16 protein-coding genes are annotated in these 16,431 nt (G+C 71.4%); 8 read left to right on the top strand and 8 right to left on the bottom strand.

What is annotated here, in order from left to right; genetic code table 11:
* The first annotated feature begins 22 nt into the window (after positions 1-22).
* On the top strand, positions 23-1,168 hold the full coding sequence (locus tag BLU22_RS04610) for an MFS transporter (RefSeq protein WP_090212488.1): 1,146 nt from the start codon (positions 23-25) through the stop codon (positions 1,166-1,168).
* Between the two features lie 4 nt (positions 1,169-1,172).
* Here the strand turns inward: BLU22_RS04610 and BLU22_RS04605 are convergent, their stop codons facing one another.
* The gene (locus tag BLU22_RS04605) at positions 1,173-2,474 is read right to left on the bottom strand and encodes an NAD(P)/FAD-dependent oxidoreductase (RefSeq protein WP_090216265.1); all 1,302 of its coding nucleotides are present in this window, start codon (positions 2,472-2,474) and stop codon (positions 1,173-1,175) included.
* Between the two features lie 48 nt (positions 2,475-2,522).
* Positions 2,523-3,014 carry an Lrp/AsnC ligand binding domain-containing protein gene (locus BLU22_RS04600; RefSeq protein ID WP_090212486.1) on the bottom strand — a complete coding sequence of 164 codons (492 nt, stop codon included), beginning with the start codon at positions 3,012-3,014 and terminating at the stop codon, positions 2,523-2,525.
* Between the two features lie 154 nt (positions 3,015-3,168).
* On the opposite strand from BLU22_RS04600, the gene dadA reads away from it, so the two are divergent.
* From dadA to BLU22_RS04570, 6 genes are all read left to right on the top strand, one after another.
* Positions 3,169-4,467 (top strand): D-amino acid dehydrogenase, encoded by a 1,299-nt coding sequence (dadA, locus tag BLU22_RS04595; protein WP_090212485.1) that lies wholly within the window; start codon positions 3,169-3,171, stop codon positions 4,465-4,467.
* On the top strand, positions 4,442-4,792 hold the full coding sequence (locus tag BLU22_RS04590; protein ID WP_090212483.1) for a RidA family protein: 351 nt from the start codon (positions 4,442-4,444) through the stop codon (positions 4,790-4,792). The genes dadA and BLU22_RS04590 overlap by 26 nt, the downstream gene beginning before the upstream one ends.
* A gap of 56 nt (positions 4,793-4,848) precedes the next feature.
* Positions 4,849-5,928, top strand: a complete 1,080-nt coding sequence (gene alr / locus BLU22_RS04585) for an alanine racemase (RefSeq protein ID WP_090212482.1) — start codon at positions 4,849-4,851, stop codon at positions 5,926-5,928.
* 120 nt (positions 5,929-6,048) lie between these two features.
* Positions 6,049-6,597 carry a cupin domain-containing protein gene (locus BLU22_RS04580; RefSeq protein WP_090212480.1) on the top strand — a complete coding sequence of 183 codons (549 nt, stop codon included), beginning with the start codon at positions 6,049-6,051 and terminating at the stop codon, positions 6,595-6,597.
* Between the two features lie 154 nt (positions 6,598-6,751).
* Positions 6,752-7,174, top strand: coding sequence for a c-type cytochrome (locus tag BLU22_RS04575; RefSeq protein WP_090212479.1), 423 nt, complete (start codon positions 6,752-6,754; stop codon positions 7,172-7,174).
* 268 nt (positions 7,175-7,442) lie between these two features.
* A complete protein-coding gene (locus BLU22_RS04570) occupies positions 7,443-8,198 on the top strand; it encodes a DUF2780 domain-containing protein (protein ID WP_157718970.1) in 756 nt (251 codons plus the stop codon).
* A 29-nt stretch (positions 8,199-8,227) separates the two neighbouring features.
* Here BLU22_RS04570 and BLU22_RS04565 read toward each other — a convergent pair whose 3' ends face one another.
* The 4 genes from BLU22_RS04565 to BLU22_RS04550 all read right to left on the bottom strand — a co-directional run bounded on the left by BLU22_RS04565 (position 8,228) and on the right by BLU22_RS04550 (position 12,141).
* Entirely contained in the window at positions 8,228-9,259 is a 1,032-nt protein-coding gene (locus BLU22_RS04565; RefSeq protein WP_090212477.1) for an RNA methyltransferase, read from the bottom strand.
* A gap of 51 nt (positions 9,260-9,310) precedes the next feature.
* Positions 9,311-10,294, bottom strand: a complete 984-nt coding sequence (locus BLU22_RS04560) for a TerC family protein (RefSeq protein ID WP_090212476.1) — start codon at positions 10,292-10,294, stop codon at positions 9,311-9,313.
* Between the two features lie 167 nt (positions 10,295-10,461).
* Positions 10,462-10,752 carry a hypothetical protein gene (locus tag BLU22_RS04555; RefSeq protein ID WP_090212475.1) on the bottom strand — a complete coding sequence of 97 codons (291 nt, stop codon included), beginning with the start codon at positions 10,750-10,752 and terminating at the stop codon, positions 10,462-10,464.
* Positions 10,753-10,872: 120 nt separating this feature from the next.
* Positions 10,873-12,141, bottom strand: coding sequence for a DASH family cryptochrome (locus tag BLU22_RS04550; RefSeq protein ID WP_090212473.1), 1,269 nt, complete (start codon positions 12,139-12,141; stop codon positions 10,873-10,875).
* Positions 12,142-12,255: 114 nt separating this feature from the next.
* On the opposite strand from BLU22_RS04550, the gene BLU22_RS04545 reads away from it, so the two are divergent.
* A complete protein-coding gene (locus BLU22_RS04545) occupies positions 12,256-13,410 on the top strand; it encodes an HD-GYP domain-containing protein (RefSeq protein ID WP_090212471.1) in 1,155 nt (384 codons plus the stop codon).
* A 7-nt stretch (positions 13,411-13,417) separates the two neighbouring features.
* Here the strand turns inward: BLU22_RS04545 and BLU22_RS04540 are convergent, their stop codons facing one another.
* Positions 13,418-14,359, bottom strand: a complete 942-nt coding sequence (locus tag BLU22_RS04540; protein ID WP_090212470.1) for a class I SAM-dependent methyltransferase — start codon at positions 14,357-14,359, stop codon at positions 13,418-13,420.
* A 58-nt stretch (positions 14,360-14,417) separates the two neighbouring features.
* Positions 14,418-16,427, bottom strand: a complete 2,010-nt coding sequence (gene rep / locus BLU22_RS04535; RefSeq protein ID WP_090212468.1) for a DNA helicase Rep — start codon at positions 16,425-16,427, stop codon at positions 14,418-14,420.
* Between the last annotated feature and the right edge of the window lie 4 nt (positions 16,428-16,431).

Genomic DNA, 16,431 nt, shown 5'->3' with positions numbered 1-16,431 from the left:
TTTGTTGCAGAGGAGAACGACCGTGCAGTGGATGACCTATGGGACGGTGACCTGCGCCGTGGTGCTGGTGGGCCTGGCGATGGGGGTGAGCCTGCCGCTGGTGTCGTTGCGCCTCGACGCCTGGGGCTACGGCGCCTTCGCCATCGGCGTGATGGCGGCGATGCCGGCCTTCGGCGTGCTGCTCGGCGCGCGGCTGACCGGCCCGCTGGCCGGCCTGTGCGGCACGCGGCGCAGCCTGCAGCTGTGCCTGTGGCTCAGCGCGCTGTCGGTGGCGGGGCTGGCGCTGTGGCCGTCCTACCCGCTGTGGCTGCTGCTGCGCCTGCTGCTCGGGGTGTCGCTGACCGTGGTCTTCGTGCTCGGCGAGAGCTGGATCAACCAGCTGGTCAGCGACGCCTGGCGCGGCCGGCTGGTGGCGCTGTACGGCACCGGCTTCGCGGTCAGCCAGCTGTGCGGGCCGCTGCTGCTCGGCGTGCTGGGCACGACCGGGGATGCCGGCTTCTGGGTGGCCAGCGCGCTGCTGCTGCTCGGCCCCTGGCTGCTGGCCGGGCGCGAGGGCGCGCCGCAGGTGGCGGGGCACGCCGGCGCCGGCCAGGGGCTGTGGCGCTTCTGCCGCGGCCAGCCGGCCATCGCCTGGGCGGTGGTGCTGTTCGCCGCCTTCGAGGCGATGGTGCTCACCCTGCTGCCGATCTACCTGCTGCGCGAGGACTTTCCCCAGGCCCGGGTGCTGCAGATGACCAGCGCGGTGGTGGTCGGCAACGCCCTGCTGCAGCTGCCGCTGGGCCTGCTCGCCGACCGCCTGCCGCGCGCCGCGCTGTTCCGCGGCTGCGCCCTGCTGCTGCTGGCCAGCAGCCTGGCGCTGCCGGCGCTGCTGCACTCGCCGCTGGTCTGGCCGCTGCTGCTGGTGTTCGGCGCCAGCGCCGGCGGCCTCTACACCCTGGCGCTGATCCTGGTCGGCGCGCGCTACCGCGACGCCGCGCTGGTGCGCGCCAACGCGCACATCGCCCTGCTGTGGGGCATCGGCTGCCTGCTCGGGCCGCTGTCCACCGGCGCCGGCAGCCAGTGGCTGAGCGGCCATGTGCTGCCCTGGTCGATGGCCGCGGGGGCGCTTTTGTTGCTGGCGCTGGCGGCGCGCCGCGACGCCTTCGTGCTGCGCGGCGCGGCGGAGTAGGGCGCTACAGGCGTTCCTTGAGCCGCTCCCAGAGCATGCCCAGGGCCAGCAGCGGCGCGCGCAGCAGCGGGCCGCCGGGGAAGGTCGGGTGCGGCACGGCGGCGAACAGCTCGAAGCCGCTGGCGTCCTCGCCGTGGATCGCCCGGGCCAGCAGCTCGGCGGCCAGGTGGGTGGCGTTGAGGCCATGGCCGGCATAGGCCTGGGCGTACCAGACGTTGGCCTGGCCGGGCAGGCGGCCGAGCTGCGGCAGGCGGTTGGCGCCGATGCCGATCATCCCGCCCCAGGCGTAGTCGATGCGCGCGTCCGCCAGCTGGGGAAACACCCTGAGCAGCTTCGGCCGCATGTAGGCGGCGATGTCCGCCGGATCGCGCCCGGAGTAGTGGCAGGCGCCGCCGAACAGCAGGCGCCGGTCGGCGGACAGGCGGAAGTAGTCGAGGGCCACGCGCTGGTCGCACAGCGCCATGTCCTCGGGGATCAGCTGCCGCGCGCGTGCCTCGCCGAGCGGCTCGGTGGCGACGATGTAGCTGCCGGCCGGCAGCACCTTGCCGGAGAGCCAGGGTTGCAGGCCGTCCAGGTAGGCGTTGCAGGCGAGGATCAGCCGCTCGGCGCGCACCGCGCCGCGCGCGGTGTGCACGCGCACCGGCGCGCCGTAGTCGATGCGCGTCGCCGCCGAGCGCTCGAACAGCCGCGCGCCCAGGCGCTCCGCCACCCGCGCCTCGCCGAGCGCCAGCTTGAGCGGGTGCAGGTGCCCGGAGCCCATGTCGATCAGCCCGCCGCAGTAGCGCGTCGAGCCGACCACCCGGTGCATCTCGCCCGCCTGCAGCAGGCGCAGCTCGTGGCGGTAGCCCAGCTCCAGCAGCTCGTCGCGGGCGCGGCGGAAGCCGTCGAGATGCTCGGGACGGTTGGCCAGGTCGCAGTAGCCCCAGCGCAGGTCGCAGTCGATGGCGAACTCGTCGATGCGCCGGCGCACCAGCTCCACCGCCTCCAGGCCGTAGCGCTTGAGGCGGCGCACGCCGTCGGCGCCGAGCAGCGGCAGGAAGCGCTCTATGTCGTGGCCGACGCCGCGGATCAGCTGGCCGCCGTTGCGCCCGCTGGCGCCCCAGCCGAGCAGCCGCGCCTCCAGCAGCACCACCGCGTAGCCGCGCCGGGCCAGCTCGATGGCGCAGTTGAGGCCGGTGTAGCCGCCGCCGACGATGCACACGTCGGCGACGACCTCGCCCTCCAGTGACGGCCGCGCCGGAGCCGGCGCGGCGCTGGCGGCGTACCAGGAAGGGGCGTGTTCGCGGCTGTGGGTCGGGGTCGGCATGGCGGCGGCCTCGGCGGGAGTCTGCCGGGCAGGATAGGCCATCGGGCCTCAGTCCGGCACCGGCAGCTCCAGGGTCTCCTTGACCTCCTCCATGACGATGTAGCTCTTCGACTCGCGCACGTGCGGCAGCTTGAGCAGGATGTCGCCGAGCAGCTTGCGGTAGGAGGCCATCTCCGAGATGCGCGCCTTGATCAGGTAGTCGAACTCGCCGGACACCAGGTGGCACTCCAGCACCTGCGGCAGCTTGAGCACCGCGCGGCGGAACTCCTCGAAGGTGTCGCCGGACTTGTAGTCCAGGCTCAGCTCGACGAACACCAAGAGGCCCGCGCGCAGCTGCTGCGGGTTGAGGCGGGCGTGGTAGCCGAGGATCACCCCGTCGCGCTCCAGGCGGCGCACCCGCTCGGTGCACGGGGTGGTCGACAGGTTGACCCGCTCGCCCAGCTCGGTGAAGGAAATCCGCCCCTCCTGCTGGAGGATGCGCAGGATCTGGCGGTCGGTGCGGTCGAGATCGCGCCGGCCCTTCTTGCTGCGGTCGTTCATGGTGGATGCCTCTCCGTGAAAAGCCATTTTGCCGGGAATTATCGCCAGTAACGGGCACAAGAACAGTGAATACCTCTGCGGCGGCCTTCCTATACTGCGGCCATCGAAAGCCACGACAACAGCTCATTCGCGGTGGCGGGTGCGGGAGGCAAGCATGCGAGTTCTGGTCCTTGGCGGCGGTGTGGTCGGTACCGCCAGCGCCTACTATCTGGCCCGCGCCGGGTTCGAGGTGGTGGTGGTCGACCGCCAGGCCGGCGTCGCCCTGGAAACCAGCTACGCCAACGCCGGCCAGGTGTCGCCCGGCTACGCCTCGCCCTGGGCCGCGCCGGGCATCCCGCTGAAGGCGCTGAAATGGCTGCTGCAGCGCCACGCGCCGCTGGCGATCAAGCCCACCGCCAGCCTCGACCAGTACCTGTGGATGGCGCAGATGCTGCGCAACTGCACCGCCTCGCGCTACGCGGTTAACAAGGAGCGCATGGTGCGCCTGGCCGAGTACAGCCGCGACTGCCTCGACGAGCTGCGCGCCGAGACCGGCATCGCCTACGAGGGCCGCCGCCTCGGCACCACCCAGCTGTTCCGCAGCCAGGCCCAGCTCGACGCCGCGGCCAAGGACATCGCCGTGCTGGAGCGGGCCGGGGTGCCCTACGAGCTGCTCGACCGCACCGGCATCGCCCGCGTCGAGCCGGCGCTGGCGGCGGTGGCCGACAAGCTGGCCGGCGCCCTGCGCCTGCCCAACGACCAGACCGGCGACTGTTTCCTGTTCACCAGCCGGCTGGCCGAGATGGCCCGCAGCCTCGGCGTCGAGTTCCGCTTCGGCCGCACCATCGAGCGCCTCGACCACGCCGGCGCGCGGATCAACGGCGTGTGGATCGACGGCCGGCTGGAGACCTCCGACCACTACGTGCTGGCCCTCGGCAGCTACTCGCCGCAGCTGCTCAAGCCGCTCGGCATCCGCGCGCCGGTCTACCCGCTGAAGGGCTACTCGCTGACCGTGCCGATCGTCGACGCCGCCATGGCGCCGACCTCGACCATCCTCGACGAGACCTACAAGGTGGCGATCACCCGTTTCGACAAGCGCATCCGTGTCGGCGGCATGGCCGAGATCGCCGGTTTCGACCTGTCGCTCGACCCGCGCCGCCGCGAGACCCTGGAGATGATTACCGCCGATCTCTACCCCCGCGGCGGCGACCTGGCGCGCGCCGAGTTCTGGACCGGCCTGCGCCCGGCGACCCCGGACGGCACCCCGATCGTCGGCGCCACCCCCTACCGCAACCTGTTCCTCAACACCGGACACGGTACCCTTGGCTGGACCATGGCCTGCGGCTCCGGCCGCCTGCTCGCCGACCTGATGGCCAACAAGCGGCCGCAGATCAGCCCGCAGGGCCTGGACATTTCCCGCTACGGCTCTTCCAAGGAGAACACCCCCAATGCCCATCCAGCGCCTGCGCACTGAGACCCGCTACAGCGAGATCGTCGTCCACCACGGCACCGTCTACCTGGCCGGCCAGCTGGCCGACGACTACGCCGGCGACATCGCCCAGCAGACCCGCGAGACCCTGGCCAGCATCGAGCGCCTGCTCGCCGAGGCCGGCAGCGACAAGTCGCGCCTGCTGGCGGTGACCATCCACCTCGCCGACCTGGCCGACTACGCCGGAATGAACGCGGTGTGGGACGCCTGGCTGCCGGCCGGCTGCGCGCCGGCGCGCACCTGCGTCGAGGCGAAACTGTACGACCCGCGTGCCCGCGTCGAGATGACCGTGGTGGCCGCGCTGCCCTGACCCTTGCTTGGCCCGGCCGCTTGCGCCGGGCTTTTTTCACCAGCAGAAGACCCGCCATGCGTCCCGCCCGTGCCCTGATCGACCTCGACGCCCTGCGTCACAACTACCGCCTGGCCCGCGAACTGGGCGGCGCCCGCGCCCTGGCCGTGGTCAAGGCCGACGCCTACGGCCACGGCGCGCTGCGCTGCGCCGAGGCGCTGGCGGCGGAGGCCGACGGCTTCGCCGTGGCCTGCATCGAGGAGGCGCTGGAGCTGCGCGCGGCCGGCATCCGCGCGCCGATCCTGCTGCTGGAAGGCTTCTTCGCCGCCGACGAGCTGGCGCTGATCGTCGAGCACGACCTGTGGTGCGTGGTGCATTCGCTCTGGCAACTGCAGGCCATCGAACGCACGCCCCTGGCGCGGCCGCTGACCGTGTGGCTGAAGCTGGATTCGGGCATGCACCGGGTCGGTTTCGCTCCGGCCGACTACCGCGCCGCCCACGCGCGCCTGCAGGCCGGCGGCAAGGTCGAAAAGATCGTGCTGATGAGCCACTTCGCCCGCGCCGACGAACTGGACTGTCCGCGCAGCGCCGAGCAGCTGGCCGCGTTCCGCGCCGCCAGCGCGGGGCTCGGTGGCGAGGTCAGCCTGCGCAACTCGCCGGCGCTGCTCGGCTGGCCCGAGGTGCCGAGCGACTGGGTGCGACCCGGCGTCATGCTCTACGGCGCCAGCCCGTTCGCCCAGGCCCAGGAGGCGGCCGCGCGCCTCAAGCCGGTGATGACCCTGGAATCGCAGATCATCGCCGTGCGCGAACTGCCCGCCGGCGAGCCGGTCGGCTACGGCGCACGCTTCGTCAGCGCCCGGCCGACCCGGGTCGGCGTGGTGGCCATGGGCTACGCCGACGGCTACCCGCGCCACGCGCCGGACGGCACGCCGGTGGCGGTGGACGGCGTGCGCGCCGCGCTGATCGGCCGGGTGTCGATGGACATGCTCACCGTCGATCTCACCGACCTGCCACAGGCCGGCCTCGGCAGCCGCGTCGAGCTGTGGGGCGCGCAGGTGCCGGTCGCCGCGCTGGCCGCCGCCGCCGAAACCATCCCCTACCAGCTGCTGTGCAACCTCAAGCGGGTGCCGCGCTACTATCGCGGCGCCGGCCTGTAGCCGCCCCCGTGGCGGCGGGCTCGACCGGCTACGGGCGTTTCGTTGAAAATACTGCACAGCGTTGCCAAGCTATACACAACGCCCCCGCCATCCACCGAATGATCGAGGAGGACGCCCGCCTTGGACGTCGGAGCCCGTCTGCACGCCATCCGCACACTCAAGGGCCTGTCCCAGCGCGAGCTGGCCAAGCGCGCCGGGGTGACCAACAGCACCATCTCGATGATCGAGAAGAACAGCGTCAGTCCCTCGATCAGCTCGCTGAAGAAGGTGCTCGGCGGCATCCCCATGTCGCTGGTGGAATTCTTCTCCCAGGACCTGCCGCCCTCCAGCCAGCCGCAGGTGGTCTACAGCGCCGACGAGCTGGTCGACATCGGCGCCGGCGAGGTGGCGATGCGCCTGGTCGGCCGCGCCTTTCCCAACCGCGCGCTGTCGCTGCTCGACGAAACCTACCCGCCCGGCGCCGACACCGGCCCGGAGATGCTGGTTCACGACGGCGAGGAAGCCGGCGTGCTGGTCGCGGGGCGTCTGGAGCTGACCGTCGGCGACGAGGTGCATGTCCTCGAATGCGGCGACAGCTACTACTTCAGGAGCGAGCGCCCGCACCGCTTCCGTAATCCCTTCGACGCGCCGGCGCGGCTGATCAGCGCCACCACCCCGGCCAACTTCTGAGCGCCGCCCGCGCGCGGCTTGCGACCCGCGCCTTTGGCGTCAAGCCCCTGCGACCATCGGGGTTGTTTCGGCGGCTTCGGCTTTGCCGTTATACTGCCGCCGCCCGCGCGGCCCATCGCCCCGGGTGTGACTAGCCACGATAGAGGGTGTAAGGGTGAACCTGATCAAGAAACTCCTGGCAGCCCAGGCTGCCGTGCTGGCCCTGTGGGCGGTTGGCGCCCAGGCCGCGACCGACGAAGCGATTGCCGAGCGCCTCAAGCCGGTGGGCAAGGTGTGCATCGCGGGCCAGGAATGCGAGGGCGTGGGCGCCGTGGCCGCGGCCGCCGGCGGTGGCGCGCGCAGCGCCGACGACATCATCGCCAAGCACTGCAACGCCTGCCACGGCAGCGGCGTGCTGGGCGCCCCGAAAGTCGGCGACACCGCCGCCTGGAAAGCCCGTGCCGACGCCAAGGGCGGCATCGACGGCATCCTGGCCACCGCCATCTCCGGCATCAACGCCATGCCGCCGAAAGGCACCTGTGGCGACTGCTCCGACGACGAGCTGAAGGGCGCCATCGCCAAGATGTCCGGCCTGTAATTTCGCCGCCGTCGCGAAAAAGCCGCCCCTTGCGAGGCGGCTTTTTTGTGTCCGCGCCTCGGCCATCGCGGCGACATGCGCCCGCGCCACGCTCGCCGGACCGCCGACGATGCCTTGCGCGGTTGCCCGCCGACGCGATGAAGCATCCGGCTACCGGCGCGCTTCGGGCCGCGCGCACCGTTCGCCGGATTCTTCGCTGCGTCGCGCAGCATTTGCCCGGCCGCGCAGGTCATAACCCGGCCTGCATCCCTTCTTCGAGGTTCGCCCCATGCTTCCGCTTCGCCCCCTCAGCCTGTCCGCCCTGCTGCTGGCAGCCAGCGCTTGCGTCTCCGCTGCCGAGCCCGGCGCCGAGGCGCTGGTGGCGCCGCAAGCGCCGGCCCTGCAGGTGACACCGGCCGTCGAAACCGCTCCCGCACTCCCGACCGCTCCCGCCGTGGCCCCGGCAGAGGCCCCGGCAGAGGCCCGCAGCGCGCCGCTCGTCCCCGGCCTGCTGGGACTGCCGGCGGGCGCCGCCGCCCTCGGCGCTCTGCTCGATCCGCAGACCCTGGCCCTGCTCGACCAGCTGGGCGCCCTGCAGGTCACCCCGCAGCAGGCGCTGGGCGGGGTCGGCGCGTTGCTCGGCCTGGCGCAGAGCCAGCTGGCGGCGGATCAGTACGCGCAACTGACCGGCAGCGTGCCGGGACTGGAGCTGCTGGGCGGCTCTGCCGGTCAGGCTGCCGAGGCGAGCGATGGCGCCGGCGGCGTGCTCGGCCGACTGGGCGCACTGGGCGGCCTGCTCGGCGCCAGCCCCGCGCCGGCCGCGCCGCCGCCAGCGCCGCTCGACAGCCGGGCCGGCGTCGACCAGGCCTTCGCGCTGCTGGGCATGGATTCCAGCCTGGTCGGCCCGTTCGGCCAGATACTCCTGCAGTTCCTCGCCGGCCAGGGCCTGGCCGGGACGCTGCTGCAGAGCCTGGGCGGCATCTGGGGCGTGCCGGCGGCGCCGATGGTCGGCACGCCGGTGGCGAGCGGTAGCAGCGGTATCTGAAGCCGTCGTGGCTGGCGCCTGGGCGGGCTTCAGCTCACTGGCGGGCGGCGGCTACGCAGCACCTCGGCCCGCGCGCGCAGCTGGCCGCAGCCGCCGTCGATGTCTTGGCCGGCGCTGTTGCGCACCTTGGTCAGCACGCCGCGGCTGTGCAGGTAGCGGACCATCTGCACGATGCGCTCGCCGTCCGGGCGCTGGAAGGCGTCGCCTTCCAGGCTGTTGTAGGGGATCAGGTTGAGCACCGCGTACTTGCCCCTGAACAGGCGCAGGATGGCGTCCATTTCCTCGACGCTGTCGTTGATGCCCTTGAGCAGCGTCCACTGGTACTGGATCGGGTAGCCGACCGCGCGCGCATAGGCCTCGCCCAGCTCGACCAGTTCGGCCGGGTCGATCTGCGGCGCGCGCGGCAGCAGCTCGCGGCGCAGATCGCTGCGGGTGGTGTGCAGCGACAGCGCTAGCGCCGGCTTGACCCGCTCGCGCGGCAGGCGCTCGAACACCCGCGGATCGCCCACCGTGGAGAACACCAGGTTCTTGTGGCCGATGCCGCCGTCGGTGCCGAGCAGGTGGATGGCCTCCAGCACGTTGTCGAGGTTGTGCGCCGGCTCGCCCATGCCCATGAACACCACCTTCTTCACCGGCCGGAAGCGCCGGGCGAGGGCGACCTGGGCGACGATCTCGGCGCTGCCCACCTGGCGCAGCAGGCCGCTCTTGCCGGTCATGCAGAACACGCAGCCCACCGCGCAGCCGACCTGGGTCGACACGCACAGGCCGCCTCTGGGCAGCAGCACGCTTTCCACCATCTGCCCGTCGGCCAGCTCGACCAGCAGGCGCGCCGAGCCGTCGGCGCCCGGATGCTCGGAGCGCAGCCGCGCCAGGGCGGCGAACTCCTCGTCGAGCTGCGGCAGCGCGGCGCGTACCGACAGCGGGAAGAAGTCTTCGGCCGGGCGGTTGCGCGGCCCGCTGTGCAGCGCCCGGCCGTGCAGCCAGGCACGCAGGATGCGCCCGCGATGGCAGGGCTGGGCGCCGCAGGCGGCGAGGCGGGTTTCGAGGTCGTGGATGCGCATAGGGCGCGCATCCTAGCACCGGGCGGGTGGCGAGGGCAGGGGGCCGGCCGCTCAGCCTCCGGCGGCGCGGTCGCGGGTCTTCCATAGCGACACCAGCACGCCGCCGACCAGCAGGCTCAGGGTTACGCCGAGCGACAGCGCCGCCGGGAGCTTGCCGATGATGCCGACCAGGAAGATCTTGCCGCCGATGAACACCAGCACCAGCGCCAGGGCGTACTTCAGGTAGGCGAAGCGGTGGATCAGCGCGGCGAGGGCGAAGTACAGCGCGCGCAGGCCGAGGATGGCGAAGATGTTCGAGGTGTAGACGATGAACGGGTCCTGGGTGATGGCGAAGATCGCCGGCACGCTGTCCACCGCGAACACCACGTCGGCGCACTCGATGAGGATCAGGGCGAGCAGCAGCGGGGTGATCCACAGCACCGGTCTGCCGCTGGTGTCGGGCCGGCGGACGAAGAAGCGCTGTTCGTGCAGGCGCTCGGTGATGCGCAGGTGGCTGCGCAGGAAGCGCACCAGCAGGTTGTTCTCCAGGTCCGGGGTCTCGTCGAGCCGGGCGAACAGCATGCGCACGCCGGTGAGCAGCAGGAACACGCCGAACACGTAGAGGATCCCGCTGAACTGGTGGATCAGCGCAGCGCCGAGGCCGATCATCGCGGCGCGCAGCACGATCACCCCGAGGATGCCCCAGAACAGCACCTTGTGCTGGTAGCGGCGCGGGATGCCGAGGAAGTTGAAGATCACCGCCATCAGGAACACGTTGTCCATCGACAGCGACTTCTCGATCAGGAAGCCGGTCAGGTAGTCCATGCCGGCGTCGCCACCTTTCTGGCCCCACACCCAGAGCGCGAACAGCAGGCCGACGCTGATGTAGCCGGCCGACAGCAGCAGGCTCTCCCGGATGCCGATCTCGTGCGCGTCGCGGTGCAGCACGCCGAGGTCGAAGGCCAGCAGGGCGATCACCACGGCGAAGAACGTCAGCCACAGCCAGGTGGCGGTGCCGAGGAAGTCGGCGAGCAGGAAGCTATGCAGGGCGGTCATGGTCCCCTCCTCACAGTCGAAATGTCATCAACTGTGACTCCGACATGGCGGTGCTGACCGTCAGAGGGGCCCGGCGTCACGCTTTCAGCCTAGGAGCTTGGCGGAGCGCCGGCAACCGGAGAGTTGGCCGGGAGGCCGCCGTCGACACCGACGGCGGCGGTGCGGGCTCAGCCGAACTGGCGGCGCAGCGAGTCGAGGAAGCGCTCGGCGCTGCGCAGGAACTCGATCTCGCGCTCCTGCAGGGCGTCGAACTCGCGGGGGAGCATGTTGGTGTGGACCAGGCTGTGCATCAGCGCGCAGCGCCGGCTGATGGTGCCCAGCTGCTCGACGATCCTCGCGCAGTCGGGGCGTTGCGCCAGCGGTGGGCGACGGGTGCTTTCCAGTGCCAGGTCGGCGCGCTTGACCAGCGTGCCGAGGCGGGTCTTGAACTGCTCCTGGACGATTTGGTGATGGCTCATGGTCTGACGGGGTCTTGATCAAGGTGAACGATGACGGCGATCCCTGCCTGGTGCCTACTGGCGCGAGGCGCGCATCATCGCCCAGCGCCGGCGTTTGTGCCAGTGGCCCGGGGCGCTCCGTCAGTCCCCGGCCCACAGTGCGCGGTAGACGCCCTGCGGGTCGTACTCGGCGGCCTGTTTCTGCGGGTTGAAGCGCCGCCCGCCGCGTGGGTCGGTGCCGCGCCCGGCGATGTACAGCCAGTTGCCCTGGTTGCTGTAGACGTCGTAGTCGAGCAGCTGCGCCTCGAACCAGGCGGCGCCGGCGCGCCAGTCGCCGCCGAGGTCGTGGATCAGGTAGCTGGCGACGACCTGGCGCATACGGTTGGACAGGTAGCCGCTGGCGGCCAGCTCGCGCATCCCGGCGTCCACCAGCGGCTCGCCGGTCTGTCCCCGGCACCAGCGGGCGAAGGCTGCGGCGTCGTGGCGCGGTGTGGCGGCCCGTTCGGCCAGGCCGCGGGCGCGGTACAGGCGCGCGCCGTGCTGCCGGTGCAGGAAGCGGAAGTAGTCGCGCCAGAGCAGCTCGAACCACAGCCAGTAGCTGCCGTCGCTGGCCCCATACGCGGCCTCGTGGGTACGCAGGGCGGCATGCACGCTGCGCGGCGACAGCGCGCCGCTGGCCAGCCAGGGCGACAGCTTGCTGGAGTAGTCGGCGCCGCACAGGCCGTTGCGGGTGGCCTTGTAGTGCACCGGCAGGTCGCTGGCGAAGTAGCGCCGCAGGTGCGCCTGCGCGGCGCCCTCGCCGGCGGCGAAGGGGAAGGCGCTGCGCGGATCGCCGTGCCAGAGCGGGAGCGGCGGGCGCTCGTTGTCCAGGCCGGCGGCCGCGGCGGGCAGCGGCGGCAGGTGCTCGACGGCCGCTTGCGGCGCCTGCGGCGTCACGCCGGTGCGCTCGACGCGGTTGCGGAAGGCGCTGAACACCGCCGGCAGCTCGGCGCAGGGGAACGGCAGTGCGGCGGGGTCGAGCAGGCTGGACTGCCAGTGGGTTTCGAGGCGCAGGCCGGCGCTGCGCAGCGCCGCTTCCTCCTGCAGCTCCTCCGGGGCGGCAATCGCCTCGGCGTGGACCGCCTTGGCGCCGACGGCGCGGGCCAGCTCCGCCAGCCGCTCGGCGGCCGGGCCGTGGAGTTCCAGCAGGCGGCTGCCGCGCGCGGCCAGTTGCCCGGCGAGGTCGTCGAGGCCGGCGGCGAGGAAGGCCCGGCGCGGCGCGCCGAGCCGGGCGAAGCCCCAGTCGGTGGCGGCCTCGGGAGCGTGGCAGTAGACCGGCAGCAGGCGTTCGGCCTGCCGGCAGGCACGGGCGAAGGCCGGGTTGTCGGTCAGGCGCAGGTCGTTGCGGAACCAGTAGATCAGGGTGGACATGGCGAGCCTCGACATAAGGAAACGGAGCGCCGCCGGGCTGTTCGGCGCCGGGGCGGAGAGTGGATAATCGCCCGCTGAGGGAGCTTTCGTCTGCCCGTGCGAGTGCCAGGGATCATGCTCAAGCGCATAGCAGTTGCCGACCTGCAGGTCGGCATGTTCGTCCACGAGTTCTGCGGTTCGCGGCGCCACGCGCTGTGGAGCCGGCGTTTTCTGCTCGGCGACGAGCTGGCCCTGCGCCGCGTGCGCGAGTCCGGGGTGCTGGCGGTGTGGATCGACACCGCGCAGGGCAGCGACACCCCGGCAGCGCCAGCCGTGCCGCCACCGCTCAGCGCGCTGGCGATCGAGGTGGAGGCGCGCCAGGCGCAGCAGGTCTGCCTGTCGGCCCGCGCCGCGGTGTCGGAGATGCTCGCCAGCGTGCGGCTGGGCCAGGCGGTGGATGTCGGGCGCTTCGAGCCGCTGTTCGACGAAATCCGCGACTCGGTGGAGCGCCATCCCCATGCGCTGATCGGCCTGGCGCGGCTGAAGAGCGCCGACGACTACACCTACATGCATTCGGTGGCGGTCTGCGCGCTGATGGTCGCCCTGGCCCGGCAGCTCGACCTCGACGAGGCGCAGGTGCGCGCGGCCGGGATGGCCGGGCTGCTCCACGACCTGGGCAAGGCGGCGATTCCCGAGGCGATCCTCAACAAGCCGGGACGCCTCAGCGACGCGGAGTTCGCCATCGTCCGCGGCCACCCCGAGGCCGGTCACCGCATCCTCTGCCGCGACGGGCGGATCGACGCGGCGGTGCTGGACGCCTGCCTGCATCACCACGAGAAGCTCGACGGTAGCGGCTATCCCCACGGCCTGGCGGGCGAGCGGATCGGCCTGCTGGCGCGCATGTGCGCGATCTGCGACGTCTACGACGCGGTGACGTCCGAGCGGGTCTACAAGCACGCCTGGGACCCGGCCGAGGCGCTGCACCGCATGGCGACCTGGCAGGGGCACTTCGACGACGGGCTGTTCCAGGCCTTCGTCAAGGCCATCGGCATCTACCCGGTCGGCTCGCTGGTGCGCCTCAGCGATGGGCGGCTGGCGCGGGTGGTCGAGCAGCACCCCGGCTCGCTGCTGACGCCGAGGGTGCGGGTGCTGGCGGCGAACGGCGCGGAGACGCTGCTCGACCTGGGCGACGCCGCCACCGGCCTGCGCATCGTGCGCCGCGATCCGGCCGCCGGGGCGCGGCTGAGCGATCTGCGCGACAGCCTGGCGGCGCTCTACGCCGAGCCCTAGGCCCGCATCAGTCGGCGCGGCGGAACACCAGCGCCTTGAGGCCGCTGTCGGGATGGATGTCGGCGAACTCCGGCGGGTTGTCCAGGCGCTCGGCGAAGCGCAGCTGCGGCGCCTCGGCGGCCATGCCGTCGATCAGGAAGTCCGGGCCGATGGCCGGGTCGTTGACGCAGGCCAGCACCGTGCCCCGCTCGGCGAGCAGCTCGGGCAGGCGGCGGAGGATCTTGCGGTAGTCGCTGGTCAGCGCGAAGCTGCCCTTCTGGAACGACGGCGGATCGATGATCACCAGGTCGTAGGGGCCGGACTTGCGCACCTTGCCCCAGGACTTGAACAGCTCGTGGCCGAGGAATTCGACCCGCGCCAGATCGTGGCCGTTGAGGCGGTGGTTGTCGCGGCCGCGGCTGAGCGCGGCGCGGGCCATGTCCAGGTTGACCACCTGCGCGGCTCCGCCGGCGATGGCCGCCACCGAGAAGCCGCAGGTGTAGGCGAACAGGTTGAGTACCCGCCGGCCGGCGGCCTGCTCGCGCACCCAGCGCCGGCCGTAGCGCATGTCGAGGAACAGGCCGTTGTTCTGCTTGCGGCCCAGGTCGAGCTTGTAGCGCAGGCCGTCCTCGTCGATCAGCCACTCCTCCAGCGGCTCGCCCAGCAGCCAGTCGGTGCGGCTGTCGGGCAGGTAGCGGTGCTGCAGCAGCAGGTGGTGGGCGCCGCTCTGGCGCCACTCGGCGCTGGCGGCGACGGCCTGCAGCATGGCCAGCAGGCGCTCCAGTTCGGCCGCCTCCGGCGCGCGGAACAGCGCCACCAGCACCACGCCCTGCAGCCAGTCCACGGTGACGTGTTCGAGCCCCGGCCAGCGCCGGCCGCGGCCGTGGAACAGCCGGCGGGTCTCGGCGGGGGCGGCGCTCAGGGCGCTGAGGAGCTGCTGCTGCAGGGTGGCGAGGGCGTCGGCGTGCATGGCGGATCGTCGCTGGATGGGGGCGGGGGGCGCATTCTACCCGCAGGCGGCGGCCGCTTCAGCGCTTGAGCAGCGCGCGGATGTCCGCCAGCGCGCTGTTGCCGCGCACCGCCTTGACCTCCACCGGGGTGTCGTCGAGACCTTCCCACTGCAGGTCTTCGGCGGGCAGTTCGTCGAGGAAGCGGCTCGGCGCGCAGTCGATCACCTCGCCGTACTGCTTGCGTCTGGCGGCGAAGGTGATGGCGAGGTTGCGCTTGGCGCGGGTGATGCCGACGTAGGCCAGGCGGCGCTCCTCCTCGACGGTGTCGGCCTCGATGCTGGAGCGGTGCGGGAGGATCTCCTCCTCCATGCCCATGATGAACACCGAGGGGAATTCCAGGCCCTTGGAGGCGTGCAGGGTCATCATCTGTACGCCCTCGGCGCCGTCCTCTTCCTCCTGCTGGCGTTCCAGCATGTCGCGCAGCACCAGCTTGGCGATGGCCTGCTCGATGGTCATGTCGCCGTCCTCGTCCCGCTCCAGAGTGTTCTTCAGCGCGTCGAGCAGGAACCAGACGTTGCTCATCCGGTACTCGGCGGCCTTGTCGGTGGAGCTGTTCTGTTTCAGCCAGTTCTCGTAGTCGATGTCGACGATCATCTGGCGCAGCGCGGCGATCGGCTCCTCCTCGCTGCAGGCGCGGCGCACCCGGTCGATGAAGTGCTTGAAGCGCGCCAGACGCTCGACGAAGCGGGCGTCGAGGTGCTCGGCCAGGCCCAGCTCGTCGCAGGCGGCGAACATGCTGAGCTGGCGCGCGCCGGCGTAGTTGCCGAGCTTCTCCAGGGTCGCCGAGCCGATCTCGCGGCGCGGCACGTTGATCACCCGCAGGAAGGCGTTGTCGTCGTCCGGGTTGACCAGCAGGCGGAAGTAGCTCATCAGGTCCTTCACTTCCTGACGGGCGAAGAAGCTGGTGCCGCCGGACAGGCGGTAGGGCACCTGGTGGTGCTGCAGCTTCAGCTCCATCAGCTTGGCCTGGTAGTTGCCGCGGTAGAGGATCGCGAAGTCGCTGTACGGACGGCCGCTGCGCAGGTGCTCGGTGAGGATCTCCATGGCGATGCGCTCGCACTCGGCCTCCTCGTTCTTGCAGCGGATCACGCGGATCTCGTCGCCGTGGCCCATCTCGCTCCACAGCTGCTTCTCGAACACGTGGGGGTTGTTGGCGATCAGCACGTTGGCGCATTTGAGGATGCGGCTGGTCGAGCGGTAGTTCTGCTCCAGCATCACCACCTTGAGGCTGGGGAAGTCCTCCTTGAGCTGCATCAGGTTTTCCGGGCGGGCGCCGCGCCAGGCGTAGATCGACTGGTCGTCGTCGCCGACCACGGTGAACTGTGCGCGCTCGGCCACCAGCAATTTCACCAGCAGGTACTGGCTGGCGTTGGTGTCCTGGTACTCGTCGACCAGCATGTAGCGCACCCGGTTGCGCCATTTCTGCAGCACCTCGGGGTGGTCCTGGAACAGCTTGACCGGCTGCAGGATCAGGTCGTCGAAGTCCACCGCGTTGTAGGCCTTGAGGGTGCGCTGGTAGTGCAGGTAGACGATCGCGGCGGTCTGCTCGCGCGGGTTGCGCGCCTTTTCCAGCGCCTGTTCGGGGAGGATCAGGTCGTTCTTCCAGGCGCCGATCAGGTTCTTCACCTCGTCGACGCCGTCGTCGCCCTGGTACTCCTTCTGCATGATGTCGGCGAGCAGCGCCTTGACGTCCTGCTCGTCGAAGATCGAGAAGCCGCTCTTGTAGCCCAGGTGGGCGTGCTCCTTGCGGATGATGTTGAGGCCGAGGTTGTGGAAGGTCGACACGGTCAGGCCGGCGCCTTCCTTGCCGCGCAGCAGGCTGCCGACGCGCTCCTTCATCTCGCGCGCGGCCTTGTTGGTGAAGGTCACCGCGACGATGTGGCGGGCGGCGATGCCGCACTGCTGGATCAGGTAGGCGATCTTGCGGGTGATCACGCTGGTCTTGCCGGAACCGGCGCCGGCCAGCACCAGGAGCGGGCCGCTGATGTAGTTCACGGCTTCCTGCTGGCGGGGATTGAGTCGTGACATGGGG

This window comes from Pseudomonas guangdongensis (assembly GCF_900105885.1).
GTDB lineage: Bacteria > Pseudomonadota > Gammaproteobacteria > Pseudomonadales > Pseudomonadaceae > Geopseudomonas > Geopseudomonas guangdongensis.
The sequence above is the reverse complement of the archived record's forward strand: the minus strand, read 5'-3'. Positions and strand labels throughout refer to the sequence as shown.